The organism is Massilia sp. DJPM01 (genome assembly GCF_030348125.1).
Taxonomy (GTDB): Bacteria; Pseudomonadota; Gammaproteobacteria; order Burkholderiales; family Burkholderiaceae_D; genus Telluria_A; species Telluria_A frigida.
Window position 1 is genome coordinate 11,721 of record NZ_JAQOZV010000039.1, and the last position, 25,185, is coordinate 36,905.

Consider the following 25,185-nt stretch of genomic DNA (forward strand, 5'->3'; position numbering starts at 1 on the left):
CCGCGCTGGTGCGGATTACTTGCTCTTTGCCGGCGCCTTCGGCTTGGCCGGACGGCGGCTGCGCGGAATTGCCTTGCGGGCGGGCTTGGCGGCGGCTTCCTCGCCGGCTGGCAGCTCAAGCGCCACCGGTTCCGGTTCCGGTTCCGGCTGCGGTGCCGGTTCAGGCGCCACGTCGGCCTGCTTGGCAGCCTTTTTCGCCGCAGGTTTACGCGCGGGGCGGCGTTTTTCCTGCACTGGCGGCGCCAAGCTCAGTTCCGCTTCGGCCGGCGGTTCTTCTTCCTCGACCTGCGGGACCGGGTCGTACCAGGCCGGAGCGGCCGTAACCGGCTGCGCCGCTTCCGCTACGACGGCCTCGGCCACCGGTTCGTTGCGGTTGCGTCCTCCGCGTCCACGACGGCGCGACGACTCGGGAACCACCGGCGCCGCATCCGCCGTTTCCGGCTGCGGGTCGTACCAGGCTGGCACGCTCGCTACCGGCTCGGCGTCCTCCGCGTCGACTGCCGCTTCCTCCGCCTCCAGCACCTCCGGCGCGGCCGCGTCGACCGTGTCGTTGCGGTTGCGTCCACCACGGCCACGGCCGCGACGCGACGATTCCGGCTTGGCCGCCGCTTCTTCGGCTACCTCGGCTTCCAGCGGGGCGTCCTGCATGGCCGGCGCTTGCTGCTCCACCGCGTGCGCATGGTTGTTGTTGGCGGCATTGCTGCTGCGGTAAACGTAGGCGCCGGACTTTTCGTCACGGCCGAATTCGAGCATGCCGCGGTTCTGCGCTTCTTCCAGCAGGTTGCCGAAGGTGCGGAAGCCGTAATAGGTTTCGTTGAAGTCGGGACGGCGGCGCTTGAGCGTGTCTTTCAACAGCGACGCCCAGATCTTGCCGCTGTCGCCGCGCTCGGACACCAGCGCATCGAACATTTCGACCACCAGGTCGATCGCCTGCGCCTTGCGCGCTTCAAGTTCTTCCTTGCGGCGGTTGCCTTCGTCGGGCGAACGCTTCGGCTGCGGCTGCACCTTGCGCTCGTCGCGCTTGGCGGCCGCGCGCTTCACTTCGCGCACCAGGTCATCGTAGAAAATGAATTCGTCGCAGTTCGCCACCAGCAGGTCCGAGGTGGACTGCTTGACGCCCACGCCGATCACCTGCTTGGCGTTCTCGCGCAGCTTGGACACGAGCGGCGAAAAATCGGAATCGCCGCTGATGATGACGAAGGTGTTGACGTGCGATTTGGTGTAGCACAGGTCGAGCGCATCGACCACCAGGCGGATGTCGGCCGAGTTCTTGCCGGACTGGCGCACATGGGGAATCTCGATCAGTTCGAAGTTCGCTTCATGCATGGTGGCCTTGAAGCCCTTGTAGCGCTCCCAGTCGCAGTACGCCTTCTTGACCACGATGCTGCCCTTGAGCAGAAGCCGTTCGAGGACCGGCTTGATGTCGAATTTTTCGTAGTTCGCGTCGCGCACGCCGAGTGCGACGTTCTCGAAGTCGCAAAACACCGCCATGCTGATATTGTCTGAGGATGAAGCCATATGATCTGTTCTCTAATAATGGTTTTGCCAAGCTGATCTTGGATTATACGCAACAACCCGATATGGGCAATTACTGCCAGCTTTCGGGTGTGGCGCGGGCGCTGTAACCGGAGACGAAGCGGGTGGCCGCGCCGCTGGCCGGGTCGTACACATGGCGCTCCACGCGGCCGATGTCGGCGCCGTACACGTGGATGCTGACCGAGACCGCGCCGGGGCTGGCATTCGAGACGCGGTGAATATCGCCCACGCTGGGCGAGACGATGTCGATCGCGCCCGCCGCCAGGTGATGGGCGCCGAGTGCGGCCAGCGGGCCGGCGCCCGCGGGAGGCGCGAATTCCTCGCACTGTTCGGCGCCGCGCAGCACGCCGACCATGCCCCAGACGGTGTGGTCGTGCACCGGCGTGGCCTGGCCCGGACCCCACACGAAACTCACCACCGAAAAGCGGCCGAGCGGGTCGCAATGGAGCAGGTATTGCTGATAGCGGTCGGGATGGGGCTGGGCGAAGGCGGCGGGCAGCCAGTCGTCATGCACGACAAGATCGGCGAGCAGCGCCCTGCCCTGCTCCAGCATGCGGGTTTCGTCGTGCGCCGCCGCATCGGCAAGGCGGGTAAAGGCGTGCACGAAGTCGCGCAGGCGGGCCGGGTTGTTCATCGCTTCAGCTCCAAGGTGCCCCTTCGCGCGGGGCGGGTGCGGTGAATATAACACTGTCCTTGCGCTTGACGCGGCTGGCCGCCGCTGGCACACTCCGGGCTTCTATTGACTTTCCACAGGAGACTACACCATGCATACGAATGATATTGCCCTCCTGTCGGCCGCCTGATCCGCCACAACCCGCCTGCCTGCTGTTCCTCTGGACTGAGCATCGTGTGTTGATGCGCGCCTGATCGCGCGCCGACCTCCGTTTTCCTTTGCCTGCGTGCTGTTGCGCGCGGCTTGTGCCCGCGCGCGTCGCGGGCTTGACGAATCCGGGAACACCTTCTCACCATGATCCACATCGATTTTGAATCACTGCGCACTATCGGACTGACGCAATCGGTCGCCAGCCAACTCGCCACCCTCGACGAACTGGCCGAGGGCACGCGCCTGGCGCGCGTCACTGAAATCCACCGCGACTGGGCCGTCATCCACGACGGCGCCTTTGAGTCGCGCGCGCGCTCGCTCAACCGGCTGGTCCAGTCGCTGCAAGCCGGCGGCGACGCCCTTGCCGTGGGCGACTGGGTACTGGTCGAAACCCACGCCCACGACGAGCAATGGCTGTCCGAACGGCTGGCGCCGGTCACGCATCTGGCGCGCCGCACCAGCGACGGGCGCCGCCAGTCACTGGCCAGCAATGTCGACACCGCGCTGCTGGTCATGGGCCTGGACCACGACTTCAACCTGCGCCGGCTGGAACGCTACCTGGCGCTGGCCGAATCGTCCGGCGTCGAGCCGGTGGTGGTGCTGACCAAGGCCGATATCGGCATCGACGTCGAGGAACGCATGCGCCAGCTCACGGAGCGCCTGCCGCGCCGCGTGCAGGCGTTTGCGCTCAACGCCCTGGGCGACGAGCCGGCGCGCGTGCTCGCACCCTGGCTGGCGCCGGGGCAGACGCTGATCCTGCTCGGCACCTCCGGCGCGGGCAAGTCGACCCTGACCAATGCGCTCTCGTCGAGCAGCCAGGAAACCGGCGGCGTACGGCGCGGCGACAACCGCGGACGCCACACCACCACCGCGCGTTCGCTGCACCAGTGCCCGAGCGGCGCCTGCATCATCGACACCCCCGGCCTGCGCTCGTGGCAGCCGGATGCCGACGAGGAAGCGCTGGCGGCCAGCTTCGACGACATCGGCGAACTGGCGCAGCATTGCCAGTTCCGTGATTGCGCGCATGAAGAGGAACCCGGCTGCGCGGTGCGCGGCGCGGTCGATCCGGACCGTTTGCTGAACTACCGCAAGCTGCTGCGCGACGCCCGGCGCAGCCAGCAAACGCCGCTGGAACGCATCGCCGCCCGCAACAAGTGGAAGGTGATCATCAAGGCCCATCACGCCAAGGGCCGGCAGCAGCACGACTAAGGCGTCTGCTGGCCGACCCGCTGCTCGACTTTGGCGCGCTCGATGAAACGGGTAACGTCTTCGTCGAGCAGCAAGCCCTGGTCGCGCAGGGCTCGCGCGGCAAGCGCCACCGCCTTGGCGTATTCCAGCCGCGTGGGGTAGCGCTGCGAGAGCGCGCGGCGCGGGTCGCCCGCGCGCGGCAGCGCCGCCAACGGCACCGACAATCCATTCAGGCCGCATAGCTGGCCTTCCGCAAAACCGCCACGGCGCAGGTTCCAGCCTGCGTAGGTGGCCAGCGGCACCTCCACGTCGGGCAGGCGGATGCCTGCGATATCGTGGCCGTCCACATCGGCCATCGGCACCAGTACCTGATAGCGCTTGTCCGCCGCCGGCTTGGGCGGCAGGCTGGCGTAATCGACCAGCGTCAATTCATTCAACCCTTCCGGATACGTCACGCCGAGCGCGCGCAGGTCCGGAAAACCGACCGCGTCGCGCTGCGGCGGCACCAGCATGGCGTCGCCGATGCGGGGATAGCGGCTGGCCGGCGGCTCCTTGCCGCTGCGCGCCCACGCCACCAGATGATCGAGCAGCACGCGCACGGCGGGACCCTGCTGCGCCGTATTATTGGTCCACTTGCAGTTGCCGACCGTCGCCCGGCTCGCCGTCATGTGCTGGGTCGACGCCATGAGATAGGTGCGCACGCCGGGCGGCAGCGCGATGTCCTTGCCGGCGCCGTCGCTCACCACCAGCGAGGCGCGGCCCTGCCAGAATTCGGTGCTGCTGTCGACGTGCATCAGCTTCGGACAGCTGTCGCTGGCCTGGCAGCGCGCGAAGATGCCGTCGGTGGCGCCACTGACCGGATCGGTGGTGACGGCGTAACTGAACGGGAACTGGTCGCCGTAGCTCCAGTGGTTCAGGTGCTGGGTGGAGTAGCGTTCCGGCCGGCCGAAGCGGCGGTTGACGAAGCTCTTGCGGCTGCCGGCGATGAGCGGCATGGCGCCGTCGAAGACCCTGCCGCCGCGCGGGTCGGCATTGAAACCCTGCCAGATCAGGTCACGCAGAAAGCGCCCCGACTGCGACACGCCCATGGCCAGCGTGACGTCCGGCTTGATGTCGGCCAGCGGATTGGGCTGGCCGGCGCCGTCGGCAAGGCCCGATTTGAGGTGGCTGGCGACGTCGCGCAGCGCCGCCATGCCCAGCCCCATCACCACCGGATCGGCCGCCTCGTACTGGAACTGGTAGATCGCGCCGGCATCGAACCCGCGCGGGCGGGCGACCTCGATCCGCGTGGGACTGTGGTAACTCCACGCGCTGGCCGGCAGGGTCACAGGCGCGGCGGTGGCATGGGCGCGCACGCTCAGCACCGCCCCGGCCTGCCCGCTGGACGCCGCCGGATACGCCAGGTCGATGCTGCCGGTGGGCTTGATGTCGTCGAAGATTTTCTCTTCGACGCTCTGGCCGGTGAGCGGCTGGCCGTCCGCGCGCGCGACGGGAAAGGCGGTGCCGGCCACCTCGCCGTTGGCCGCGATGCCGATATCGCCCTGCCAGCCGATCCACGCCAGCGTATGCCCGCGCCGCATCAGGAAGCCGTTGCCCGTGTCGCCTGCGCCGGCCTCGTTGACCATCTGGAGCGCCAGCTTGCCGCCACGGTTGGGGATATCGAGCAGGAGCACGCGCGAGGCCCGGGCCGCGTCGCGCGGGCGCAGGAGGATCACGTCGGTATCGTACTTGACCCAGCCGCCGGCGGTGGGCGCCTTGTCGAGGTCCACGATGGCGCGGTTGGCCGGGTGACGCGGGTCGATGCGCATATGCGCGATGGCGACGATCTTCTCGTAGGCGCCCGCGTCCTCGAAGACCTTGCCGTCAAAGGCGGGGCCACGGCTGACGATTTCCAGGCGTTCGACCTGCGCGGCCGGCGAACCCGGACCGCCGGGCGCGGCGCAGGAGGCCAGCATGGTCAACGCGAAAAGGCAGGACAGGCGGCGCAGGCAGGTCAATTGTTGGCTCCTTGAGATGAGCCAGACGATAGCATGGCAGGCAGTGTCAGGCAAAGACCAGCGGGCGGTGGGCCGCCGTGCCGGCGCTCACGCCATCGGCGGCGGCCCAGGTGGCGTTGTGCCACATGCGCGCCACGTCGCCGGCCGCGAACACGCCGGGCACGCTGGTTTCCTGGAACTCGTTGGTGCGTACATAAAGACCGAGCGCTCCTTCGTCGAAGGCGCAGCCGAGCTGCCGCGCGAGCGGGCTTGCGAACACCTGCGTGGCCAGGAAGGCGGCATCGGCCGGCACCAGCGTGCCATCCGCAAGGACGATGCCGTCCAGCGCCGGCGCTGCGCCGCCGAGCGCCGCCACCGGACTGTGTTCGATGCGGATGGCGCGTGCGCGCAGGACCTGCTCCTGCTCCGGGTCGAGCGCGATGCCGTTGGCGCAGTAGGTGACGAAGGGCGACCGCTCGGCGATCATCCGCGCCATGTGGGCCGACAGTGGCATCACGCCGATCACCGCGAGCTGCCGGCCCAGGAATTCGTAGCCGTGGCAGTCCGGGCAGTGAAGGATCGATGTGCCCCAGCGCTCGCGCACGCCGGGAATGGCCGGGAACTGGTCGATTACGCCGCTCGCCAGGAGCAGGCGCTTGCCGCGCTTGCCGCGCATGCGCTCACCGCCTGCCAGGACGACTTCAAAGCCGCCGTCGACAGGGGCCGCGCTGTCGACGGTGGCATCGATGACCGTGGCGCTGGGGTAGGCCAGCAACTGGCGGCGCGCGTCGTCGATGATGGCGCGCGGGGCGCGACCGTCGTGGCCATAAGCGCTTCAAAGCCAGCCGGCTTGTGGCTGCCATCGCAATAGGGTTTGTTCTTGGACTGGCCACAACGGCACAGATAGGTCTCGCTCACCTTGTTGAAGGTGCGCCCCGTGCCGCTGACGGCTTCCAGAGGGCCTGAGATTTGCAGCGGACCGTTGGGCAGGGCGACAAGGTCGAGCGGGCCGCTGCGTACCGGCAGGGCCAGAAAGTCGGCCGTGGCTGGTTCGCCGGTGGCGACGAAGCCGGTCACGCCATGACTGCCGTCGCAAAACGGCTTGTTGGCGGAGAGGCCGCAGCGGCATAGCGTGGCGCGCGGCGCGGCCTGCGCCACGCCGCCGATGCGCAACTCGGCCTCGAAGGCCAGCGGCCCGTTCTCTCGCACCCGTACGGTGTTGACGAGGGGGAAGGTGTCCGAGTCCGGGGCGAGCCCCTGGGCGGGTGTGTTGCGGACGACGCCTATCGCGCCGGAAGGGCAACTCTTGCCGAGCTGCATCAGCACCTCCACCGGCTGGGCGTCGGGGCGTATCCACTCCCCCTGCACATTGGGCACGAACACGTCAGGGTGAGCCAGCACACAGTGCCGAGCGTGGATGCACTTGTGTGCATCGAAGTGGATGGTGGCCTGTCGGCCGGCAACGACTTCTATCGTCATGGCGCTTCTCCTTGGTGCTTGATCACGAGGGCGCGCCGGACGCCTCCCTCGCTGTGTTAATTTAAGGCATGACGCCGATTTGTTTCATGAAGTCGAGGTTATCCCAGTAGAGCCACTCTTCCGTCATGACACCGTTTTCCCAGCGGCCTATGGTAACCATACTGAGCGTGAAGCTCTTATGGGTCGGCGCAATGGTCTTGCCATCGCCGATCGGCATGGGCTGGCTGAACGTGCCCTTAACGACACCCTGAACCGCCGTGTAGTTGCCTTGGGCGATACGGATGGGATGGCTCACGACCTTGGTGTCGGGCGCAAACACAAACATTTGTTTGAGATCGTCGATATGGGCGGCCAGACCCTTGACGACCTTGCCATCTGCGTTATGAACAATGATGTCATGCGTGTGGCTCTTGGTCAGCTCGTCCCATTTTTGATTGCTGTAGACATTGAAGTCGAGGTCATCGAAGTTCACCAGGTTTTTCTCCTGTTGAGCCTCGACGGCCTTGATGCGGGCCAGCAAGGTCGCAGGCGGTTCGGACTTTTTGTTTGTGTCGGCAGCCAGCGTGGCCGCGCTCATGCCAGCGATGGCGAGCATGACCGTAGTCTTGGCGAGTAAAAGAATTGCGTTGCGTGGATTCATGAATGAAAGAGCTCCATAGGTAAAAAAACCGGATCGGGTCGGATGCCGCAAATCGGCGAGAAAGGCCGCGTCGCGACCGGGAAGGTAGCGGCGCGGAACAAAATATAGATCAGTCGAACTGAACCGAGCGCTTGCTCATCGCGCCCGCAGCGAAGCCGGTGATCGGGAACGACAAGGCGGTCAAATTCGCAGCGGCAGGCTAGGGCGACGCATAGCGGCGCGACATGTTCCTGCGTCGGCAGGGCTCGCGATACCGCGGGTGCGCGCCAACGATAGTCGAGCAGGGCATCAAGGTCGCGGCGCAACAAGGCCTCGGCGACCCAGGCATCAAATTCGTGCGCCCACGGTGGCGCCAAGTTGCTCGGATAATCGCTCAGCAGCGCTGAGGTTGTGCCAGAGAAAACCGCTGCCGATGATCAGCACGCCCTCATGCCGCAAAGGAGCCAGCGCCCGCCCTAAGTCAAACAGCGCCTGCGGCTCCAGTCCGGGCAGGGAGATGCAGCACGGGAATGTCCGCGTCGGGTACATGGCGACCAGGGGCACAGGGGCACACAGGCACCGTGATCCGAGCCACGCCCCGGCAAGCCCGAGACCACCGTAACGAGTTCGCGAACTCTTTGCGCAAGGCGCGGTGCGTTCGGCGCAGCACAGGTCTGCGCATATAAGCGCGGCGGGAAGCCAGAAAATCGTCGCTCAGCGGGGCAGGACCGGTCGCACCCAAGGTCAACGGCTGGCGCATCCAATGTGCCGAGATCATCAGAATTGGTTGCGGCCTGGGAAGGGCTTGAGTCCAGTTCTTCAACTGGCCGACCCAGAGCACGTCCTCCGGCAACAGGGGCGAATCGTGAGCCACGGACAGGCTGGGCATCGGCGGCGGCAAAATATGGGTATGGGTGCTTGATAACATTGCGTAAGTATAAGATATTGCACCCACTCCCTACTGGGTATATTATGCTCCATCTGTGTTGCGCTGATTGCACCAATGGACCTGAAACTACTCACCCTTTTCTTCGAAGTCGCCAAGGAAAAAAATTTTTCCACGGCCAGCGAGACGCTCGGGCTGGAACGCTCATCGGTGAGCCGCGGCATTGCGCAGCTCGAGCGTTCTCTGGGCACCCAGCTGTTCAGTCGAACCACGCGCAACATCGCGCTCACCAGCGCTGGCGCCGCCTTCCTGCGCGAGATCGAGCCGCATATGCAAGCCCTGCGCGGCGCAGTGGCGGGCATTTCCGAGAAGGCGGGGCCGCCGTCGGGGCTGCTGCGCATCTCGGTGCCGGTGGACATGGCGGCCACCTTTTTGGCCGCCGCACTGGCCGGATTCGCCGCCCGCTACCCAGCCGTTCGGCTCGATGTCCGGATCGAGAACCGCAAGGCCGATGTGGTGTTGGAAGCCGTCGACGTGGCACTGCGGGTTGTACTCGCGCCTCTGCCGGACTCGACCCTAATCGCGATCAGACTCAGCGCATTGCGATTTCATGCCTACGCCACGCCCGCCCTGTTGCTGCGTTCTGGCTATCCCGGCAGCCCCGAGGAGGCCGCTCGCCTGCCTTGGCTAACGTTCAGGGACGGGCATCTGGAGGGGTTTCCTCGTCCCGCCGGCAAGCCCGCCTTGGTCGCAGACGACATGCGTTTCCTGCATCAGGCGGGGCTAGCCGGCATGGGCATCGTCATGCTTCCGACCTTTCTGGCTCAGGCCGATGTCACGGCCGGTCGCCTGGTCGCGGTGCTGCCGGAATTGATGACGGACGTCGGCGAGCTGTACTCGGTGCACCCTCCAGCAATGAGACTGCCGCGACGTGCGCGCGTCTTCTGCGACTACATGATCGAGCACCTGAAAGCGAACCCGCTGACGCCCCAGCAGTAGAGCTGTCCGGCATAGCCTCGCGGGCGCGATGTGCAGCTCATTGTCAGCGAGAAGCCGAATATCGATCAGATCGTCGCCACTTTGACGCTAAAAGAAATGACCCAAGGTACGCTGATCCGCAAGCTGTGCACTTATACAGCACCTAATCCGACACGGCGTGCGATCTTCGAGTTCGACAGGCTGGTGCGCAGCATCGGCACGCTGCGCTGCTGGTCATGGGCCTGGACCACGACTTCAAGCTGCGCCGGCTCGAACGCTACCTGGCGCTGGCCGAATCGTCCGGCGTCGAGCCGGTGGTGGTGCTGACCAAGGCCGATATCGGCATCGACGTCGAGGGCCGCATGCGCCAGCTCACCGAGCGCCTGCCGCGCCGCGTGCAGGCGTTTGCGCTCAACGCCCTGGGCGACGAGCTGGCGCGCGTGCTCGCACCATGGCTGGCGCCGGGGCAGACACTGATCCTGCTCGGCACCTCCGGCGCGGGCAAGTCGACCCTGACCAATGCGCTCTCGTCGAGCAGCCAGGAAACCGGCGGGGTGCGGCAGCGCCGCAAACGGCACCGACAAGCCATTCAGACCACATAGCTGGCCTTCCGCAAAGCCGCCACGACGCAGGTTCCAGCCGGCGTAGGTGGCCAGGGGCACCTCCACATCGGCCATCGGCACCAGCACCGGATAACGCTTGTCCGGCGCCGGCCTGGACGGCAGGCTGGCGTAATCGAGCACCGTCAATTCATTCAACCCTTCCGGATAGCTCACGCCAAGCGCGCGCAGGTCCGGAAAACCCACTGCGTCGCGCTGCGGCGGCACCAGCATGGCGTCGCCGATGCGCGGATAGCGGCTGGCCGGCGGCTCCTTGCCGCTGCGCGCCCACGCCACCAGATGATCGAGCAGCACGCGCACGGCGGGACCCTGCTGCGCCGTATTATTGGTCCACTTGCAGTTGCCGACCGTCGCCCGGTTCGCCGTCATGTGCTGGGTCGACGCCATGAGATAGGTGCGCACGCCGGCCGGCAGCGCGATGTCCTTGCCGGCGCCGTCGCTCACCACCAGCGAGGCGCGCCCCTGCCAGAATTCGGTGCTGCTATCGACGTGCATCAGCTTCGGACAGCTGTCGCTGGCCTGGCAGCGCGCCAAGATGCCGTCGGTGGCGCCACTGACCGGATCGGTGGTGACGGCGTAACTGAACGGGAACTGGTCGCCGTAGCTCCAGTGGTTCAGGTGCTGGGTGGAGTAGCGTTCCGGGCGGCCGAAGCGGCGGTTGACGAAGCTCTTGCGGCTGCCGGCGATGAGCGGCATGGCGCCGTCGAAGACCTTGCCGTCAAAGGCGGGGCTGCGGCTGACGATTTCCAGGCGCTCGATCTGCGCGGCCGGCGAACCCGGACCGCCGGGGGCGGCGCAGGCAGGTCAATTGTTGGCTCCTTGAGATGAGCCAGACGATAGCATGGCAGGCCGCGTCAGGCAAAGACCAGCGAGCGGTGGGCCGCCGTGCCGGCGCTCACGCCATCGGCGGCGGCCCAGGTGGCGTTGTGCCACATGCGCGCCACGTCGCCGGCCGCGAACACGCCGCGCACGCTGGTTTCCTGGAACTCGTCGGTGCGCACATATGCACCGAGCGGGCCTTCGTCGAACGCGCATCCGAGCTGCCGCGCGAGCGGGCTGGTTGACACCTGCGTGGCCAGGAAGGCGGCATCGGCCGGCACCAGCGTGCCATCCGCAAGGATAATCCCATCCAGCGCCGGCGCCACGCCGCCGAGCGCCACCACCGGACTGTGTTCGATGCGGATGCCGCGCGCGCGCAGGACCTGCCCCTGTTCCGGGTCGAGCGCGATGCCGTTGGCGCAGTAGGTGACGAACGGCGACCACTCGGCGATCAGCTGCGCCATGTGGGAAGACATCGGCATCACGCCGATCACCGCGAGCTGCCGGCCCAGGAATTCGTAGCCGTGGCAGTAGGGACAGTGCAGCACCGAGGTGCCCCAGCGCTCGCGCACGCCCGGAATCGAAGGGAACTGGTCGACCACGCCACTGGCCAGGATCAGGCGCTTGCCGCGCATGCGCTCACCGCCGGCCAGGACGACTTCGAAGCCGCCGTCGACAGGGGCCGCGCTGTCGGCTGTCGCATCGATGACGCTGGCGCTGGGATAGGCCAGCAGCTGGCGGCGCGCATCGTCGATGATGGCGCGCGGGGCGCGTCCGTCGTGGCCCAGGAAGCCGTGGGCGGCGGCGGCGAAGCGGTTGCGCGGCTGGCCAGCGTCGATCACGCGCACCGGACGGTTGGCGCGCGCCAGTTGAATGGCGGCCGCCATGCCGGCGAAGCTGCCGCCGACGACGATAAAGTCTGTATCCATCATATGCCTTTTGGCTTGGTTGGCACCCCGGCCAACTCGCCGGGATTTAATGTAACAATGATAGTTACGTTAACCGGCAATGTCAACCGGAGGATGGTCGCGAACGCGCAAGCGGCCCGGGGACGCGGTTTTTGCTACAGTAGCGGGATCATGAAACCAGAACACCTCCAGCTGCTGCTGACCCGTGAGATGCCTTACGGTAAATACAAAGGCCGCGTCATCGCCGACCTGCCCGGCCACTACCTTGGCTGGTTCGCGCGCGAAGGTTTTCCGCGCGGGGAAATCGGCGAGCTGCTGGCGCTGATGTACGAGCTCGATCACAACGACCTGCGCAGCCTGCTCGATCCCCTGCGCGCGCGGCGCTGATCCGTGCACTGACGGTCAGCCCGTCGCCGTGCGCTCCCCACGCGAGCGATTGCTGCCTGCCGCCGCGATCACTTGCCGGAAAAACGCGACCAGTTCGGGTACATGGGCATCAAAGGTGAAGCGCGCGCGCTGCGACCACACCTGCTCGCGCAGCGCGTCCATGTGCGGACGGTCGCGCAGCAAGGCGCCCAGGTGCGCGATGGAATCGTAGAACAGGCCGGTGCCGAGCGTGCGCGACAATGACTGCGTCGCGACGATGGCGCCCTCGTTGCGGCGCTGGATCATCGGCAGGCCGGCCGCCGCCAGCGTCGCCATGCGCGCCGGATAGTTCAGGTCATCCCAGTTGGCGCGCCGCAGTTCGCCCTGGTTGGTGCTGGCGAAGGCGTGCAGCCAGCCGGCGTCGTAGCGCGAGAATTCGTCGACCCAGCGCGACTGGTCGACGTTGGCGTGCAGGTGCAGGTGGCGTGGCGCCAGGCGCCGTGCGTCGGCGATCCATTGGCGCCACTGGCCGTGCGTAAAGTCGCCGTAGAAATGCAGGTGGATGCCCTGGGCCGCCAGTTCGCCGACGGTGTGGGGATGCAGGCCGATGGGGCGGCCGGGAACCACGGTGTGCAATTCGCCGTCCCCGGCGGCGGACAGCAAGGGTGTGCGCACGCCGCCGAACCAGCTCGCCTTGGGCAGGTCGCCATCGAGCACATGGCAGGGCTTGGACGTCGACAAACCCGGCAAGACCGTATCGAACCAGTCGCGCATTTCCGGGCTGCTGAAAATGCAGCCGTCGGCCAGCTCGAACAGGTCCATCAGCTGCGGCCAGCTGCCTTTTTCAAGACAGATGAACGGGCCTTCCTTGAAGTGCCACACGAACGGCACGCCGGGCGTGGCCAGCATCAGCTCGTGGCAAAACGGCACCGCTTGCCAGTTCAGCTGGGCGTGGATGATGTGCGGCCGCAGCTGCGCGAGTGCCTCGCGCCAGCGGCCGGAGCGCACTTCGCGCACATGGCCGAACGGCAGCGGCCCGACCGTGTTGTACCAGTACGGCGCGCGCATCCATAGTCCGTGCAGGGTGTGGCCCTGCTCTTCCAGCGCCAGCACCCGGTCGGCGTTATAGGCCAGTTCGCCGGCCAGCAGGATGGTCAAGCCATCGTCCGCAGCCGGCGTGGGCGGGCGCGCGCGCATGGCGCGGTACTGCGCCACCTCGTCGATCGCGTTGCCTACCGTGGTGTGGAAGCGCAGCGGTTCGCGCACCCGGTAATGCTGGCGGAACGGGTTGATGCCGCCCGCCGGCTCCTGCATCAGCTTGTGGCGCTGGGCCGGGTGGCTGGTCCATTCGCACGTTACCCGGCCGGTGCCGCTAAAGGCGCCCTGCGCGCGCAGGCGCGACCAGAACAGGCGTTCCAGGTCGTCCGATTCGAGCTCGTCGCGGTCGGTCCAGCGCAGCTCGCTCGCGCGGTACATGCACTGGACCAGTTGCAGCGCGCCGCCGGCGATCAGGCCGTCGGCTTCGCGGTTGTAATGATGGCGCACGCCCGCGTAGGCGAGAACGGCGCCGGGATCGGCATGCAGCGCCGCGCACAGCGAGGCCAGATGGTCGCGGTAGAACACATCGTCGCTGGGCAGGCAGGCGATCAGCGGCGCGCGCGCCAGGTCCAGCGCGCAGTTCAGGGCGTTGCCCAGGCCGGTGTTGTGCGGCAGGCGCCGGTAGCGCACGCGCGCGTCAAGCAGGAACGGGGCGGCGATGGCGGCCGTGTCGTCGGGCGAGCCATCGTCGATGAGGATGGCTTCCCAGTCCTGCATGGACTGGGCCAGCAGGCTGTCGAGCGCGCGCCGGATGAAAGCGGACTGGCCGTAGGTCGGCATCAGCACCGTGACTTGCGGATCGGTAGGGGAAGGGATCATCAAAGCGGACTCTTCAAAGGGGTGGTTGACCTGTGAAGAAAGCATGCGCGGAAAATGCGCGCCTTGTTTGATGTTGAACAGAAGTGCGCGCGATTGGCGCTCCAGCGCTTCAGCGGGTCACCATCAGCCGTTTCGCTTCGCGCTGCATGCGGGCAAACTCATCCGCGCACACCGCCTGGCTGAACAGATAGCCTTGCAGCTGGTCGCAGCCGAGGTCGCGCAAGAAGGCCATCTGCTCAGGCGTCTCGACGCCTTCGGCCACGATTTCCTGGCGCAATTGCTGGGCCATCGTCACGATCGCGCGGGCGATGGCGCAATCGTTTTCTTCGTACGGCAAGCCAATCACGAAGGAGCGGTCGATCTTGAGCGTGCTGATCGGAAATTTCTTCAGATAAGCCAGGCTCGAATAGCCGGTGCCAAAGTCGTCCAGCGCCAGCGCCAGGCCCATGGCCACCAGTTCGTTCATGATGGCGATCACGCCGTCGGTGCCGCGCACCAGCAGGCTCTCGGTTATCTCCAGCATGATTTGCGTCGGCTCGACGCGGTGCCGGTCCAGCATGTCGCTCACACGGCCCGGCAGGGTGCGGTCGAACTGGCGCGCCGAGACGTTGATCGCGATCGGCGGCATGGACAGGCCCGCATCGTCCCACGCGCGGATCTGGCGGCAGGCTTCGTTCATGACCCAGTTGCCGATATCGAAAATCAGGCCGGTTTCCTCGGCCAGCGGAATGAACACGCCTGGCGAGACCATGCCGCGCTCCGGATGGCGCCAGCGGATCAGCGCCTCGGCACCCACGATGCGGCCGCTGCGCAGGCTCACCTTGGGCTGGTAGTGCAGCTCGAACTGGTTGCCGGCCAGGGCGTCGCGCAGTTCGGTTTCCAGGCGCAGGCGCTCGCGCGCGCGCTGGTCCATCTCGTCGCGGTAGAACAGGAAACCGCCGGCGCCGGATTCGCCGGCCTTGGCCAGCGCCACCTCGGCAAAGCGCAGCAGCGAGGCGGTATCCATGCTGTCGTCGAGGTATAGCGCGATGCCGATATTGGCGCTCACCTGCAAGCCATGGCCGGCCACCAGCAGCGGCGCGGCCAGTGTCGCCAGCAGCTTTTGCGCGACGATGCCGGCGTGCTCGCGCTGGCCGATGCTGGGCAGGGCAATGGCGAATTTGCTGCCGTCGATGCGCGCCAGGATGTCCGGCTCGCGCAGCACGCAGCGGAACTGGCGCCCCACCATGCAAATGACTTCGCTGGCCACGTCGTGGCCGAGCGTGTCGCTGATGGCGCCGATGCGGTTCACTTCGACCACCATCAACGCGCCGTACTCGTTGCCGCGCCGCGCTTCGTTGAGCACTTGTCCGACCAGGTGATTGAACAGCGAGCGGTTCGGCAGGCCGGTCAGGCCGTCGTAGTTGGCCATGCGCTGCATGCGCGCTTCGGCGTCCTTGTGCACGCTGATGTCGGAAAACAGCGAGAAGGTGTGGGTGATCCTGCCCGCCGCATTGCGCACCACGCTGATGGTGACCGATTGCGGAAACAGCTCGCCATTTTTGCGCTTGCCGACAATCTCGCCCCGGAACGGGCCGTTGCCCTGCATGGCGGCGCGCACCTTGGCGCGGAACTCGGCGTCGTGCACGCCGGAGCGCAGCAGGTCGGGGGTCTGGCCGATCGATTCGGCCGCCGAGTAGCCGGTGATGCGGGTAAACGAACTGTTGATCGAGACGATGCGCTCGCTGGCATCGGTAATGAGCACGCCCTGGTCGCTGTCTTCGATGATGCGGGCGTACAGGCGGATCTTGTCTTCCTCGGTCAGGTGTTCCGCCAGCGGCGAGAGGTGCACCAGCATGCCGACCGCTTCGCCATCGTCATCGTGGATCAGCGACAGCGCCAGGCGCACCCAGATCACGTCACCGCTCTTGCGGCGGCGCCGCACTTCGACCAGGCAGCTGCCGTGTTCGAGGAACAGTTCGGCGATGCCGGGGTCGACTTCGTCGGTATCGTCGGCGTACAGGAACAGCACGTGCTGGCCGATCGCTTCCTCGCTGCTGTAGCCGAACACCGCCTCGGCGCCACGGTTCCAGCTGGTGAGGTAGCCCGACAAATCGAGCACGATCACCGGTTCGTCGGACGCTTCGTAGGTGTCGGCGTGGTGCCGCAGCAGGCGCCGCGCCGGTGGTTGCTGGGCCTCTTTGGCCAGCAGCAGCTCGGCTTCGAGCCGCACCAGCATCTGGGTCAGCGCACTGCCCTCCATCGCGCGCGCGGTGCGCACGAGGTCGAGGCTGCGGTCGAGGGCCGATTCAGCCATGATGACGCGCGCCGCTGTCGCGCAGCGCGCCCAGCATCCAGCGGTTCGCTTCGATGATGGCGCCGTTGAAGTCGCACGGCGTCATTTGCAGCGCATCGATGCGCGCCGCCAGGGCATCGGGTTGGCCCCGTTCGGCGCTTTCGACCAGGTCCAGCAGCGCGCCCAGTTCACCGTCGCGGTGCAGCAGCGCGCCCTGGACCGCGTCGCTGATCGAGAGCGGCGCCAGGATCGCCGGCAGCGGCATGCCGAACAGGACGCCGAGCAGCGAGAACATGCCGGTCATGAAGGCTTGCTCCTGGGTGAGCTTGTCCAGGCCTCGGGTGCGCGCCAGCAGTTCGAGCGCACGCGCGCGCACCGACACGCGCGCCAGCAGCATGGGCGAACGGATGTCATCCTTGTTGGCGGCGAACAGCATCAGGTTGAGCCAGCGCCGCAGTTGCTGGCGCCCAAGGATCAGCAGCGCCTGGCCAAAGCTGGTGATGCGCCGCACCACACCCATGCCGAGTGAATTCACCAGGCGCAGCAGCTGGTAAGAGAGGGTCGGGTCGAGCCGCAGCAGCGCTTCGATTTCGTGGGTGTCGGCGTCGGCGGCGACCAGTTGCACCAGTTGCAGGGCGAGCGTGCGCGATGCCGCCTGGCGGGCCGGCTCCCTGGCTGGCGCGGCCATGCACCAGTCGCCATCGATCCAGCGCGCTTCAGGGGGCAGCAGCGCCGCGCTCAGGCGCTCGTCGGCGCAAAACAGGCTGGGCGCGGCCAGCTCGCTCCAGCCCTGGCCGCGCAGCAGGTCGGCCAGCCGGACATCAAGGCCGGCCCGGTACAGGCAGGGAAATTCCTCGCGCAAGGCGCCCAGCGCGGCCACGGTGGACGGCGCCACGAGCGCGTCGGCCGCTGCCGCGCCGGCCTCGATCAGCAGGCCGGACGGTACGCCGCGGCGGTCCGCTAACACGCGTAAAACAAGTAATGGCGCCGGGCTCGAGCAAGTCATCGGGATCGAGAAGGTGGGTAACAGTGAAGTTCATGGTACCCCCGAGTTATTTACCCTCACCAACGTTTCGATCAAGAACTAAGGTGATTCGCGGAAAAATTTTTCCCTGTTCAAGCCCGTGTTGCAAATCCGCCCGGCACAAAACCGGCCAGTTGCGCAAACAGGCCGGGGCGCTGCATGCGCTCGCGCCACCAGCGCAGGGCCGCGCCCTCCTCGCCCACGCGCCAGGCCAGGTAAAAGGTTTCGGCGCCGCGTACTTCCTCGACCTGTTTTTCGATCAACAAGCCGCGTTCGATGGCGGGGCGGGCGCAGGCTTCGGGCAGAAAGCCGAAGCCCAGGCCGGCGATCTGCACATCGTATTTGGCTTGCATGGTGGGCACGGTCAGCGCGTCCTGGCCGAGCAGCAGGCCGACCGTGCGCGCGGCCATATTGCGTGCCGAATCGGCCACCACGATGGCGCGGTGATTCTGCAACTGGCTGCGTCCGAGCGGCTCGGGCATGGCCGCCAGCGGATGGCCGGGCGCGACGGCGAACACGAAGGGCATCGAGCCGATCACGCGCGCAACGTAGCCGCCCCCGGCCGGACCGTCGCCGGCGACGCCGACCAGCAGGTCGACGCGGCGGTCGAGCAAGGCTTCCCACGGGCCGGACAAGGTTTCCTGCACGATGCGCAGGCGGGTCTGCTGGGCTACATCGTAAAAGGCGCGGATATCGTCGCGCAGCGCCAGCGCGGAAAACATCGAATCGATGCCGATGCCCAGTTCGGTTTCCCAGCCGGAAGCGACACGGCGCACGCGGTGTTCCAGGTCTTGCGCGGCCTTGAGCAGGTAGCGCCCTTCGGTGAGCAATTCGCGCCCGGCCGGGGTGAGCAGGATGCGCGGACCATTGCGCTCGAACACTTGCACGCCCAGGTCTTCCTCCAGCTTGGCCACCGTGTAGGAAATGCTCGAGGGCACCCGGTGCAATTCCTGGCCCGCCTTGGAAAACGAGCCACGGCGGTCGATGGCGTCGATGATCAGCAGTGCTTCCAGGCTCAGTTTTAACATTCGATTTTTTCGATCATAGAGGACGAAATTTTCCGTTTTTTGATTCGCTTGACGACGCCTATACTAGCTTCATCGGTGCAGTGAAACAGAAATCCACCGATAACGTGGATCGAAATTATTGCACATTAACCTTAAAGAAACGGAGCATATCATGTTGGAAATTCGTCAAGGCGCAGAACGTGGCAACGCAAATCATGGCTGGCTGCAATCCAAACATACGTTTTCTTTCGGTCACTATCACGATCCGAAACACACCGGTTTCGGCCCGCTGCTGGTCATTAACGAAGACAAAGTAGCGCCCTCGCAAGGTTTTGGCACCCACGGCCACCGCGACATGGAGATTATTTCCTACGTGCTGGAAGGGGCGCTGGAACACAAGGACAGCATGGGCACCGGGTCGGTATTGCACTATGGCGATGTGCAGCGGATGAGCGCCGGGACCGGCGTGCGGCACAGCGAATTCAACGGCTCGGCCACGGAGCAGGTGCACTTCCTGCAAATCTGGATCCAGCCGAACGTGACGGGCATTGCTCCCAGCTACGAGGAAAAGCACTTCACGCCGGAGAGCAAAATCGGCCAGCTGCGCCTGATTGCCTCGGGCGACGGTCGCCAGGGTTCGGTGCTGATTCACCAGGATGCCGCGATTTATGCGGGGATCCTGAATGGCGGCGAGGCGATCGAACACACGCTGGCGCAAGGACGCACGGGCTACGTCCACCTGATCCGGGGTTCGCTGACGGTGAACGGCGTGCAGCTCAACGGCGGCGATGCCCTGAAAATGACGCAGGAGAGCGCCATCAGGATCGAGAACACCGAGGCGGCCGAGGTGCTGGTGTTTGACCTGCCTTACTAACCGGCCGTCGATGGTGCGCAGTGTGCGCTGCGCACCATCCGGGCGATCGATCGGGGGCTTGCCTGTCAGGTGGTGGCAGCGCGCAGGCGCTTGGCCACGTCCGCCAGCCGGTACGGCTTGGTGATCAGTTCGAACTGCGCGAGGCCGTCGCCGAATTGCTCGCGCAGCGGACCACTCATGTAGCCGGAGGTGAGGAGGATTTTCATCTCGGGCGCAAGCTCCCTGGCGGCCTGCGCGAGCACCACGCCGTTCATGTCGGGCATCACCACGTCGGTAAACAGCACTTTGATATCACGATGCTGCTGCAACAGGTGCATCGCTTCGGCCCCGCTGTTCGCAGCGATCGCATCGTAACCCAGGCTTTGGAAGATGGCCACCGTCATGTCCAGCACATCGGGCTGGTCATCGACGACCAGTGCTTTATCGAGACTTGGCGCTTCAGGCTCCGCCCCCAGCTCCGCCTCCTGCGCCGGAAAGTACAAGGAAATGCAGGTGCCTTGCCCCACCACCGACTTGATGACCAGGTGGCCGCCCGATTGCTGCATCAAGCCATACACCTGGCTCAGCCCGAGGCCGGTTCCCTTGCCTACCGCTTTGGTCGTGAAAAAAGGCTCCAGCGCACGGGCCGCGACCTCTGGCGCCATGCCGGTTCCATCGTCGCCGACCGTAATGAGCGCATATATCCCCGCAGGGAGGTGATCGATCTCGTTATCGCCAAGGATGACCTGGCGCGTTTCCAGCGAAATGGTCCCGTCGTCATTCAAGGCATCGCGTGCATTGATCACCAGGTTCAGGAGCGCGGACTCGAATTGCGAGACATCGGTGCGCACCGTGCCGACGTGCGCCTTTTCAATCACGAATCTGGCCGAGCTGGGAATGGCCCGTCTCAGCACGGCCTCGAACGACGCGATGACGTGGTTAATGTCAAGCAGTTCGAGTGCCAGCGGTTGTTGACGTGCGAACGCAAGCAATTGGCCGGTGAGCGCGGCGCCGCGCTGTGCGGCGCGCTCCATGCTATCCATGATCCTGCGGTGCTTGGTGGTATCCGAAGGCGTCGCACGCAACAAGTCGATGCCGCTGCAGATCACGTTCAACAGGTTATTGAAGTCGTGCGCGATACCGCCGGTCAGCTTGCCGATGGCCTCCAGTTTTTGCGATTGCTGCAGCGCTTCCCGGGTGCGCTCAAGCATGAGGGCCGCCTCGCGCCGCTCGGTAATATCGCGCGTGATCTTGGCGAAGCCGATCAGCTGCCTGGCCGAGTCGAACACGGGATCGATCACCACGTGAGCCCAGAAGCGGGTGCCGTCGCCGCGCACGCGCCACCCTTCCGTCTCGTAGCGTCCGTCCCGCTCCGCCGTGCGCAAGGCTTTTCCCGGGATGCCGTTGCGTTTATCCTCGTCGGTATAGAAGCGCGAAAAATGGCTGCCCTTGACGTCGTCGAAGTCCAGCCGCTTGATGCGCCTGGCGCCCTCGTTCCAATTGGTGATCAGCCCGGCGGGCGACAACATATAGATAGCGTAATCGGTCACGCTCTGCACCAGCAGCCGGAACCGCTCTTCGCTGGCGTGCAGCGCTTCGGCCGTGCGGCGCTTTTCCGTGATGTCGCGCGTGATCTTGGTGTATCCCAGCAGCTCGTCGTCCGCGCCAAAAATCGGATCGATGACGACGCTGGCCCAGAACAGGGACCCGTCCTTGCGCACGCGCCAGCCCTCGTCTTCGAACTTGCCGGTCGTGCGGGCCTGATACAGCGCCCTGTGCGGAACGCCGTTGGCCCGGTCCTCGGGCGTGTAAAAGGCCGAAAAATGCGTGCCGATGATTTCATCCGGCGTGTAGCCCTTGAAGCGTTCCGCGCCCGCATTCCAGCTCACGACCTCGCCATCGGCCGACAGCATATAGATCGCGTAATCGGTGACCTTGGAAATGAACAGGTTCAGGCGGTCGGCTTCGAGATAGGATTGAGACATGGCAACTTTATAGATTAAAATGCAAGTACACTCTTTTTTGTCCAACGGACATTTTCGTTCAGAACACCGTTATGGGGGCGCGCGTCAGGGTTTTCCCGGCCGTGTTAGAGCCCCTCCCCCAACGGCTCCCCCCATTTTCCGCTACACTTGCGGCTACAGCAATAGATTTGAGAACATGGCCATGCCCTCCCCCGTCACTGAAGAACTCCTCGATTACACCACCTCGTGCGCACTGCCCACTCCCTGGGCGCAGTTCACCTTGCACGCCTTTGTCGAGCATGCAACGGGCAAGGAGCACCTGGCGATGACCCTGGGCGAGATCGGCAACGGCGCACCCGTGCTCGCGCGCGTGCACTCCGAATGCCTCACCGGCGATGTGCTGTTTTCGCAACGCTGCGATTGCGGCGCCCAGCTCGAAGGCGCACTCAAGCGCATCGCCGAGGAAGGCCGCGGCATCCTGCTGTACCTGCGCCAGGAAGGGCGCGGCATCGGCCTGGTCAACAAGATGCGCGCCTACCGCCTGCAGGAAGCCGGCGCCGATACGGTCGAGGCCAACCTGGCGCTGGGCTTTCACGCCGACGCCCGCAATTACGAGCTGTGCCAGCCGATGTTCGCCCATTTCGGCATCCGCGCGCTGCGCCTGATGACCAACAATCCGCGCAAGATCGATGCGATGGAAAAACTCGGCGTCAGCGTCAGCGAACGCGTGCCGCTGCTGGTGAACCGCAACGCCTTCAACAACAGCTACCTGAACACCAAGGAAGCCAAACTCGGCCACATGATGACCCCGCTGGCCGAGCCGGTCGCGCAAGACGGCGAACTGTAAGGGAACCCGTAACGCGCGCAAATAAGCTAAGCTGGTGGCAAGATAGCGGAAACAGCTCTTGCCACCGAAGGATTGCATGAAATTTGTCAATACTGCAGTGCTTGCTTATTGCTTCGCCGCCCATGCTATCGCGGCGCCCGCGACGCCACCCGCGCCGCCCCGCCCGCCCGCCCCGCTGACCATTCCCGCCGTCGTACCCCCGCCAGCCCCGGCCGTCATTCCGCCCGGCGCCCAGCCTCCGGCCCCCGCCCCCGAAGTCGAAGACAATGCCGCCCTGCCGCCGCCCTCCTCGGCCGCGCAAAAGGTGTATTCCGCCGCCAAGGGCGACCTGTTGCAAATCCGCATGCTGCTCAAGAATGGACGCAGCCAGTCGACCGTGGGTTCGGGCTTCATGGTCGGCACCAGCAACCTGGTGTTGACCAATTACCACGTGGTATCGCAGATGGCGCTCGACCCGGATGTCTACGTGGGCGAATATATCGATACCGACGGCAAGAGCGGTCCGGTCGAGCTGCTGGCCGTGGACGTGCTGCACGACCTGGCGGTGGTGCGCATCAACCGCAACGGCAGCGGCTTTTTCAATATCCCCGAGAAACTGGTCAAGCTGACCCAGGGCCAGTATCTGTATTCGCTGGGCAATCCTCTCGATCTCGGCTTCGCCATTTCGGAGGGCTCGTATAACGGCATCATCACGCGCAGCTTTTACGACCAGCTGATGTTCACCGGCCCGATCAACTCGGGCATGAGCGGCGGCCCCAGCGTGACCGTGGCCGGCGACGTGGCCGGGGTCAATGTCTCGAAGCGGCGCGACGGCGAATTGATCAGCTTCCTGGTGCCGGTGCGCTTCGCCCAGGAGTTGCTGAAACGCGTGGCGGCGCAAACCAGCACGCCCAAGGATTTCAATCCCCTGATCGGCCAGCAATTGCTGGCCCACCAGCGCGCCATGATCGACCGCCTGCTCGATGCCCCGCTCTCGCTCAAGACCATGGGCCCGTACCAGGTGCCGGTGCGCGAGTCGGAACAGGTGCGCTGCTGGGGGCGCTCGAACGTCAAGGCCGAAGCCACCTTCAATGCCGACACCATGGCTTGCGCGATGGAGTCCGCCATTTTCGTATCGGACTCGCAGCAGACCGGGCACGTATCGATGACGCACCAGTACGTGCGCTCGGCCATCCTGGACCCGGTGCGCTTCGCGGTGCTGGCCACGACCCTGTTCAAGACCGATAACCTGGGCAGCACCAAGGACACGCGCCTGACCGGGCCAATGTGCACCGAAAAATTCGTCAAGACCAAGTCGCTCCCGCTGCGCGCGGTGACCTGCGTGCGCGCCTACCGCAAGTTCGCGGGCCTGTACAACTTCACCCTGCTCACGGCCAGCACCGACGACGCCCGCGCCACCTTGCAGAGCCGCCTCGACGTCTCCGGCGTCTCCTACGAAAACGGCTTGCGCACCACGCGCACCTTTCTCGAAGCGCTGGCGCGCGGGACCAAGCCATGAACGCGCCCTACTTCATCGAAACGCTGGCACGCAATGGCGACGTGCTGCACCGGCACCAGGTCCACACGCTGCCGATCCGCTTCGGCCGCGGCTACGACAACGACTTCATTCTCGACGACGCCTTCGCCGCGCCGCGCCACGCCGTGCTCGAAGCGGGCGACGATGGCCAGGTCGTGCTGCGCGACCTGGGCACCAGGAACGGCGTGATCCACCTGGGCCGGCGCAAGACCAGCCTGGTGCTGACGGGCGACACCGTGATCCGCATCGGCCACACCAGCCTGCGCGTGCGCGGGGCCGACTTTCCGGTCGGGCCGGAGCTGGTCGACCGCACCATGCACGGCTGGGAGGGCGGCATTCCCGGCCTGGTCGGCCTGCTGCTGATCGGCGCCTTTGCGCTGTTTACCACGTGGCTGAACGACACCCAGTCGTTCCAGCTGATCCGCTACCTGCTCGGCCTGGCCTACGGCATCGGCGCCGGCCTGGTATGGAGCGGCGCCTGGGCCTTCGCCAACCGCCTGTTCGGACGCCACGCGCGGCTCGGGCGCCACCTGTTCATCTTCGGCTGCGGCCTGACGGCGATCCTGGCCTACAAAATGGCGTCGAGCACCGCGGCCTACGCGTTTTCGCTCGAAGCGCTGACCGGCTACAGTGCGCACGTGGCGATCGCCATCGTGGCCGGCGTGATCTTCTTTCACCTGGGGACGGTCAAACCGCACCAGACCCGCCGCTTCGCCCTGGCCTGCCTGATCCTGGCCCTGATCGGATCGGGCCTGACCCTGATCAGCAACCAGCAGCGCTACGGACGCGTGGCCGACGAGCTGTTCATGTCGGTGCTGATGCCGCCATCGACGCGCGTCAGTCCCGACCACAGCGTCGACGAATTCATGGGCGACGTCACCGCCATGAAGGCCAGGCTCGATGCGGAACGCGCCAAAAAGGTCAAGGGCGACGGCGGCGGCGACGACTGAGGCGCGGACTCAGGTTTTCCTGGCCATCAGGGGATGCAGCGTTTCGCCGCGCGCCAGCATGGCCGCATAGGTGGCGATGCGGCGCGCGCGCGTGTCGGGCTTGACCGCGGTCTGGATGCGAAACAGCACCGCATAGCGGTTCTGCCCATTGAGCGTGGCGAAGAATTCGCGCGCGCCGGGGTGCGCATCGAAGGCCGCCTCCAGGTCGGGCGGCACCTGCGCCGCGCTGGCCGGTTCGTAGGCGGCGTCCCAGCGGCCATCCTTTTGCGCGCGCTCCACCTCGGCCAAGCCGGCCGGCTGCATCTTGCCCTCGGCGATGAAGCCGAGCGCCTTGTCGCGGTTCACGCGCGACCAGATGCTGCGGGCGGCGCGCGGCGTCCAGCGCTGCAGCCAGTGGTGCTGATCCTGGCTTCTTTTCTGGCCGTCGATCCAGCCGAAACACAGCGCCACTTCCAGCGCTTCCTGGTACGTCACGGTCGCATCCGGCGCGCCCTTCTTCGCGTGGCGCAGCCATACGCCGCGCGATGCGGCATGGTGTTCGGCCAGCCATTGCGCCCAGGCGGCCTGCGAGGCGAATGCGCGCGGGGTGTCGTCCTGCGCCAGCGGTGTTTCCATCCCGTCTTCCATCTCATCT

At 65.8% G+C, this 25,185-nt stretch carries 23 protein-coding genes and 2 pseudogenes; 9 read left to right on the top strand and 16 right to left on the bottom strand.

Going from position 1 to position 25,185, the window contains the following annotated elements:
* Positions 1-15: 15 nt before the first annotated feature.
* Complete coding sequence (locus PO883_RS22360; protein ID WP_289311711.1) at positions 16-1,518, bottom strand: NYN domain-containing protein; 1,503 nt, start codon at positions 1,516-1,518, stop codon at positions 16-18.
* 70 nt (positions 1,519-1,588) lie between these two features.
* On the bottom strand, positions 1,589-2,170 hold the full coding sequence (locus PO883_RS22365; protein ID WP_289311712.1) for a cysteine dioxygenase: 582 nt from the start codon (positions 2,168-2,170) through the stop codon (positions 1,589-1,591).
* 333 nt (positions 2,171-2,503) lie between these two features.
* On the opposite strand from PO883_RS22365, the gene rsgA (PO883_RS22370) reads away from it, so the two are divergent.
* Positions 2,504-3,568 carry a ribosome small subunit-dependent GTPase A gene (rsgA, locus tag PO883_RS22370; protein ID WP_167085003.1) on the top strand — a complete coding sequence of 355 codons (1,065 nt, stop codon included), beginning with the start codon at positions 2,504-2,506 and terminating at the stop codon, positions 3,566-3,568.
* Here the strand turns inward: rsgA (PO883_RS22370) and PO883_RS22375 are convergent.
* From PO883_RS22375 to PO883_RS35175, 6 genes are all read right to left on the bottom strand, one after another.
* Positions 3,565-5,544: an alpha/beta hydrolase domain-containing protein gene (locus tag PO883_RS22375; RefSeq protein ID WP_289311713.1), complete on the bottom strand. Its 1,980-nt coding sequence runs from the start codon at positions 5,542-5,544 to the stop codon at positions 3,565-3,567. The two genes, rsgA (PO883_RS22370) and PO883_RS22375, sit on opposite strands and share 4 nt — an antisense overlap.
* 46 nt (positions 5,545-5,590) lie before the next feature.
* A complete protein-coding gene (locus PO883_RS22380; protein ID WP_289311714.1) occupies positions 5,591-6,199 on the bottom strand; it encodes an NAD(P)/FAD-dependent oxidoreductase in 609 nt (202 codons plus the stop codon).
* Positions 6,154-7,002 carry a CDGSH iron-sulfur domain-containing protein gene (locus PO883_RS22385; RefSeq protein WP_289311715.1) on the bottom strand — a complete coding sequence of 283 codons (849 nt, stop codon included), beginning with the start codon at positions 7,000-7,002 and terminating at the stop codon, positions 6,154-6,156. Before PO883_RS22385 ends, PO883_RS22380 begins: the two co-directional genes overlap by 46 nt.
* A gap of 61 nt (positions 7,003-7,063) precedes the next feature.
* Positions 7,064-7,642, bottom strand: coding sequence for an ester cyclase (locus PO883_RS22390; RefSeq protein ID WP_289311716.1), 579 nt, complete (start codon positions 7,640-7,642; stop codon positions 7,064-7,066).
* Positions 7,639-7,998 (bottom strand): hypothetical protein, encoded by a 360-nt coding sequence (locus tag PO883_RS22395; protein WP_289311717.1) that lies wholly within the window; start codon positions 7,996-7,998, stop codon positions 7,639-7,641. The genes PO883_RS22390 and PO883_RS22395 overlap by 4 nt, the downstream gene beginning before the upstream one ends.
* The gene (locus PO883_RS35175) at positions 7,970-8,170 is read right to left on the bottom strand and encodes a hypothetical protein (RefSeq protein WP_373890094.1); all 201 of its coding nucleotides are present in this window, start codon (positions 8,168-8,170) and stop codon (positions 7,970-7,972) included. The genes PO883_RS22395 and PO883_RS35175 overlap by 29 nt, the downstream gene beginning before the upstream one ends.
* A 454-nt stretch (positions 8,171-8,624) precedes the next feature.
* Between PO883_RS35175 and PO883_RS22400 the strand changes: the two genes are divergently transcribed.
* The 3 genes and pseudogenes from PO883_RS22400 to rsgA (PO883_RS22410) all read left to right on the top strand — a co-directional run bounded on the left by PO883_RS22400 (position 8,625) and on the right by rsgA (PO883_RS22410) (position 10,087).
* Complete coding sequence (locus tag PO883_RS22400; protein ID WP_289311718.1) at positions 8,625-9,506, top strand: LysR family transcriptional regulator; 882 nt, start codon at positions 8,625-8,627, stop codon at positions 9,504-9,506.
* Positions 9,507-9,533: 27 nt separating this feature from the next.
* Positions 9,534-9,713: pseudogene (locus tag PO883_RS22405) on the top strand (Tn3 family transposase); the annotation flags it as partial.
* A gap of 8 nt (positions 9,714-9,721) precedes the next feature.
* Positions 9,722-10,087, top strand: a complete 366-nt coding sequence (gene rsgA / locus PO883_RS22410; protein WP_289311719.1) for a GTPase RsgA — start codon at positions 9,722-9,724, stop codon at positions 10,085-10,087.
* A gap of 21 nt (positions 10,088-10,108) precedes the next feature.
* On the opposite strand, the pseudogene PO883_RS22415 reads toward rsgA (PO883_RS22410), so the two are convergent.
* Positions 10,109-10,801, bottom strand: a pseudogene (locus PO883_RS22415) (alpha/beta hydrolase domain-containing protein); the annotation flags it as partial.
* A 158-nt stretch (positions 10,802-10,959) separates the two neighbouring features.
* A complete protein-coding gene (locus tag PO883_RS22420; protein ID WP_289311761.1) occupies positions 10,960-11,853 on the bottom strand; it encodes an NAD(P)/FAD-dependent oxidoreductase in 894 nt (297 codons plus the stop codon).
* Between the two features lie 150 nt (positions 11,854-12,003).
* Here PO883_RS22420 and PO883_RS22425 point away from each other — a divergent pair, with 150 nt between their 5' ends.
* Positions 12,004-12,219 (top strand): DUF3820 family protein, encoded by a 216-nt coding sequence (locus PO883_RS22425; protein WP_289311720.1) that lies wholly within the window; start codon positions 12,004-12,006, stop codon positions 12,217-12,219.
* Positions 12,220-12,234: 15 nt separating this feature from the next.
* On the opposite strand, the gene PO883_RS22430 is transcribed toward PO883_RS22425, so the two are convergent.
* The 4 genes from PO883_RS22430 to PO883_RS22445 form a co-directional block, all read right to left on the bottom strand.
* Positions 12,235-14,115 (bottom strand): glycosyltransferase, encoded by a 1,881-nt coding sequence (locus PO883_RS22430; protein WP_289311721.1) that lies wholly within the window; start codon positions 14,113-14,115, stop codon positions 12,235-12,237.
* Between the two features lie 109 nt (positions 14,116-14,224).
* Complete coding sequence (locus PO883_RS22435; RefSeq protein WP_289311722.1) at positions 14,225-16,411, bottom strand: bifunctional diguanylate cyclase/phosphodiesterase; 2,187 nt, start codon at positions 16,409-16,411, stop codon at positions 14,225-14,227.
* Positions 16,404-17,357, bottom strand: a complete 954-nt coding sequence (locus PO883_RS22440) for an HDOD domain-containing protein (protein WP_289311723.1) — start codon at positions 17,355-17,357, stop codon at positions 16,404-16,406. Before PO883_RS22440 ends, PO883_RS22435 begins: the two co-directional genes overlap by 8 nt.
* 149 nt (positions 17,358-17,506) lie before the next feature.
* The gene (locus PO883_RS22445) at positions 17,507-18,442 is read right to left on the bottom strand and encodes a LysR family transcriptional regulator (RefSeq protein WP_289311724.1); all 936 of its coding nucleotides are present in this window, start codon (positions 18,440-18,442) and stop codon (positions 17,507-17,509) included.
* Between the two features lie 151 nt (positions 18,443-18,593).
* Here PO883_RS22445 and PO883_RS22450 point away from each other — a divergent pair, with 151 nt between their 5' ends.
* Positions 18,594-19,295, top strand: coding sequence for a pirin family protein (locus PO883_RS22450; protein WP_289311725.1), 702 nt, complete (start codon positions 18,594-18,596; stop codon positions 19,293-19,295).
* Between the two features lie 65 nt (positions 19,296-19,360).
* Here PO883_RS22450 and PO883_RS22455 read toward each other — a convergent pair whose 3' ends face one another.
* Positions 19,361-21,259: a PAS domain-containing sensor histidine kinase gene (locus PO883_RS22455; protein ID WP_289311726.1), complete on the bottom strand. Its 1,899-nt coding sequence runs from the start codon at positions 21,257-21,259 to the stop codon at positions 19,361-19,363.
* Between the two features lie 175 nt (positions 21,260-21,434).
* Here PO883_RS22455 and ribA point away from each other — a divergent pair, with 175 nt between their 5' ends.
* The 3 genes from ribA to PO883_RS22470 all read left to right on the top strand — a co-directional run bounded on the left by ribA (position 21,435) and on the right by PO883_RS22470 (position 24,551).
* Positions 21,435-22,085, top strand: coding sequence for a GTP cyclohydrolase II (gene ribA / locus PO883_RS22460; RefSeq protein ID WP_289311727.1), 651 nt, complete (start codon positions 21,435-21,437; stop codon positions 22,083-22,085).
* Positions 22,086-22,161: 76 nt separating this feature from the next.
* The gene (locus PO883_RS22465; protein WP_289311728.1) at positions 22,162-23,583 is read left to right on the top strand and encodes a S1C family serine protease; all 1,422 of its coding nucleotides are present in this window, start codon (positions 22,162-22,164) and stop codon (positions 23,581-23,583) included.
* Complete coding sequence (locus tag PO883_RS22470) at positions 23,580-24,551, top strand: FHA domain-containing protein (protein ID WP_289311729.1); 972 nt, start codon at positions 23,580-23,582, stop codon at positions 24,549-24,551. The genes PO883_RS22465 and PO883_RS22470 overlap by 4 nt, the downstream gene beginning before the upstream one ends.
* A gap of 9 nt (positions 24,552-24,560) precedes the next feature.
* Here the strand turns inward: PO883_RS22470 and PO883_RS22475 are convergent, their stop codons facing one another.
* Complete coding sequence (locus tag PO883_RS22475; protein ID WP_289311730.1) at positions 24,561-25,166, bottom strand: YdeI family protein; 606 nt, start codon at positions 25,164-25,166, stop codon at positions 24,561-24,563.
* Positions 25,167-25,185: the final 19 nt, after the last annotated feature.

Coding starts and splice junctions, on each gene's coding strand:
- PO883_RS22430 (WP_289311721.1), bottom strand. CDS start 14,115: ATGATCCCTTCCCCTACCGATCCGCAAGTCACGGTGCTGATGCCGACC.
- PO883_RS22365 (WP_289311712.1), bottom strand. CDS start 2,170: ATGAACAACCCGGCCCGCCTGCGCGACTTCGTGCACGCCTTTACCCGC.
- PO883_RS22380 (WP_289311714.1), bottom strand. CDS start 6,199: ATGCGCGGCAAGCGCGGCAAGCGCCTGCTCCTGGCGAGCGGCGTAATC.
- PO883_RS35175 (WP_373890094.1), bottom strand. CDS start 8,170: ATGTACCCGACGCGGACATTCCCGTGCTGCATCTCCCTGCCCGGACTG.
- PO883_RS22360 (WP_289311711.1), bottom strand. CDS start 1,518: ATGGCTTCATCCTCAGACAATATCAGCATGGCGGTGTTTTGCGACTTC.
- rsgA (WP_167085003.1), top strand. CDS start 2,504: ATGATCCACATCGATTTTGAATCACTGCGCACTATCGGACTGACGCAA.
- PO883_RS22435 (WP_289311722.1), bottom strand. CDS start 16,411: ATGGCTGAATCGGCCCTCGACCGCAGCCTCGACCTCGTGCGCACCGCG.
- PO883_RS22390 (WP_289311716.1), bottom strand. CDS start 7,642: ATGAATCCACGCAACGCAATTCTTTTACTCGCCAAGACTACGGTCATG.
- PO883_RS22470 (WP_289311729.1), top strand. CDS start 23,580: ATGAACGCGCCCTACTTCATCGAAACGCTGGCACGCAATGGCGACGTG.
- PO883_RS22445 (WP_289311724.1), bottom strand. CDS start 18,442: ATGTTAAAACTGAGCCTGGAAGCACTGCTGATCATCGACGCCATCGAC.
- PO883_RS22400 (WP_289311718.1), top strand. CDS start 8,625: ATGGACCTGAAACTACTCACCCTTTTCTTCGAAGTCGCCAAGGAAAAA.
- PO883_RS22465 (WP_289311728.1), top strand. CDS start 22,162: ATGAAATTTGTCAATACTGCAGTGCTTGCTTATTGCTTCGCCGCCCAT.
- ribA (WP_289311727.1), top strand. CDS start 21,435: ATGGCCATGCCCTCCCCCGTCACTGAAGAACTCCTCGATTACACCACC.
- PO883_RS22385 (WP_289311715.1), bottom strand. CDS start 7,002: ATGACGATAGAAGTCGTTGCCGGCCGACAGGCCACCATCCACTTCGAT.
- PO883_RS22450 (WP_289311725.1), top strand. CDS start 18,594: ATGTTGGAAATTCGTCAAGGCGCAGAACGTGGCAACGCAAATCATGGC.
- PO883_RS22475 (WP_289311730.1), bottom strand. CDS start 25,166: ATGGAAACACCGCTGGCGCAGGACGACACCCCGCGCGCATTCGCCTCG.
- PO883_RS22425 (WP_289311720.1), top strand. CDS start 12,004: ATGAAACCAGAACACCTCCAGCTGCTGCTGACCCGTGAGATGCCTTAC.
- rsgA (WP_289311719.1), top strand. CDS start 9,722: ATGGGCCTGGACCACGACTTCAAGCTGCGCCGGCTCGAACGCTACCTG.
- PO883_RS22455 (WP_289311726.1), bottom strand. CDS start 21,259: ATGTCTCAATCCTATCTCGAAGCCGACCGCCTGAACCTGTTCATTTCC.
- PO883_RS22420 (WP_289311761.1), bottom strand. CDS start 11,853: ATGGATACAGACTTTATCGTCGTCGGCGGCAGCTTCGCCGGCATGGCG.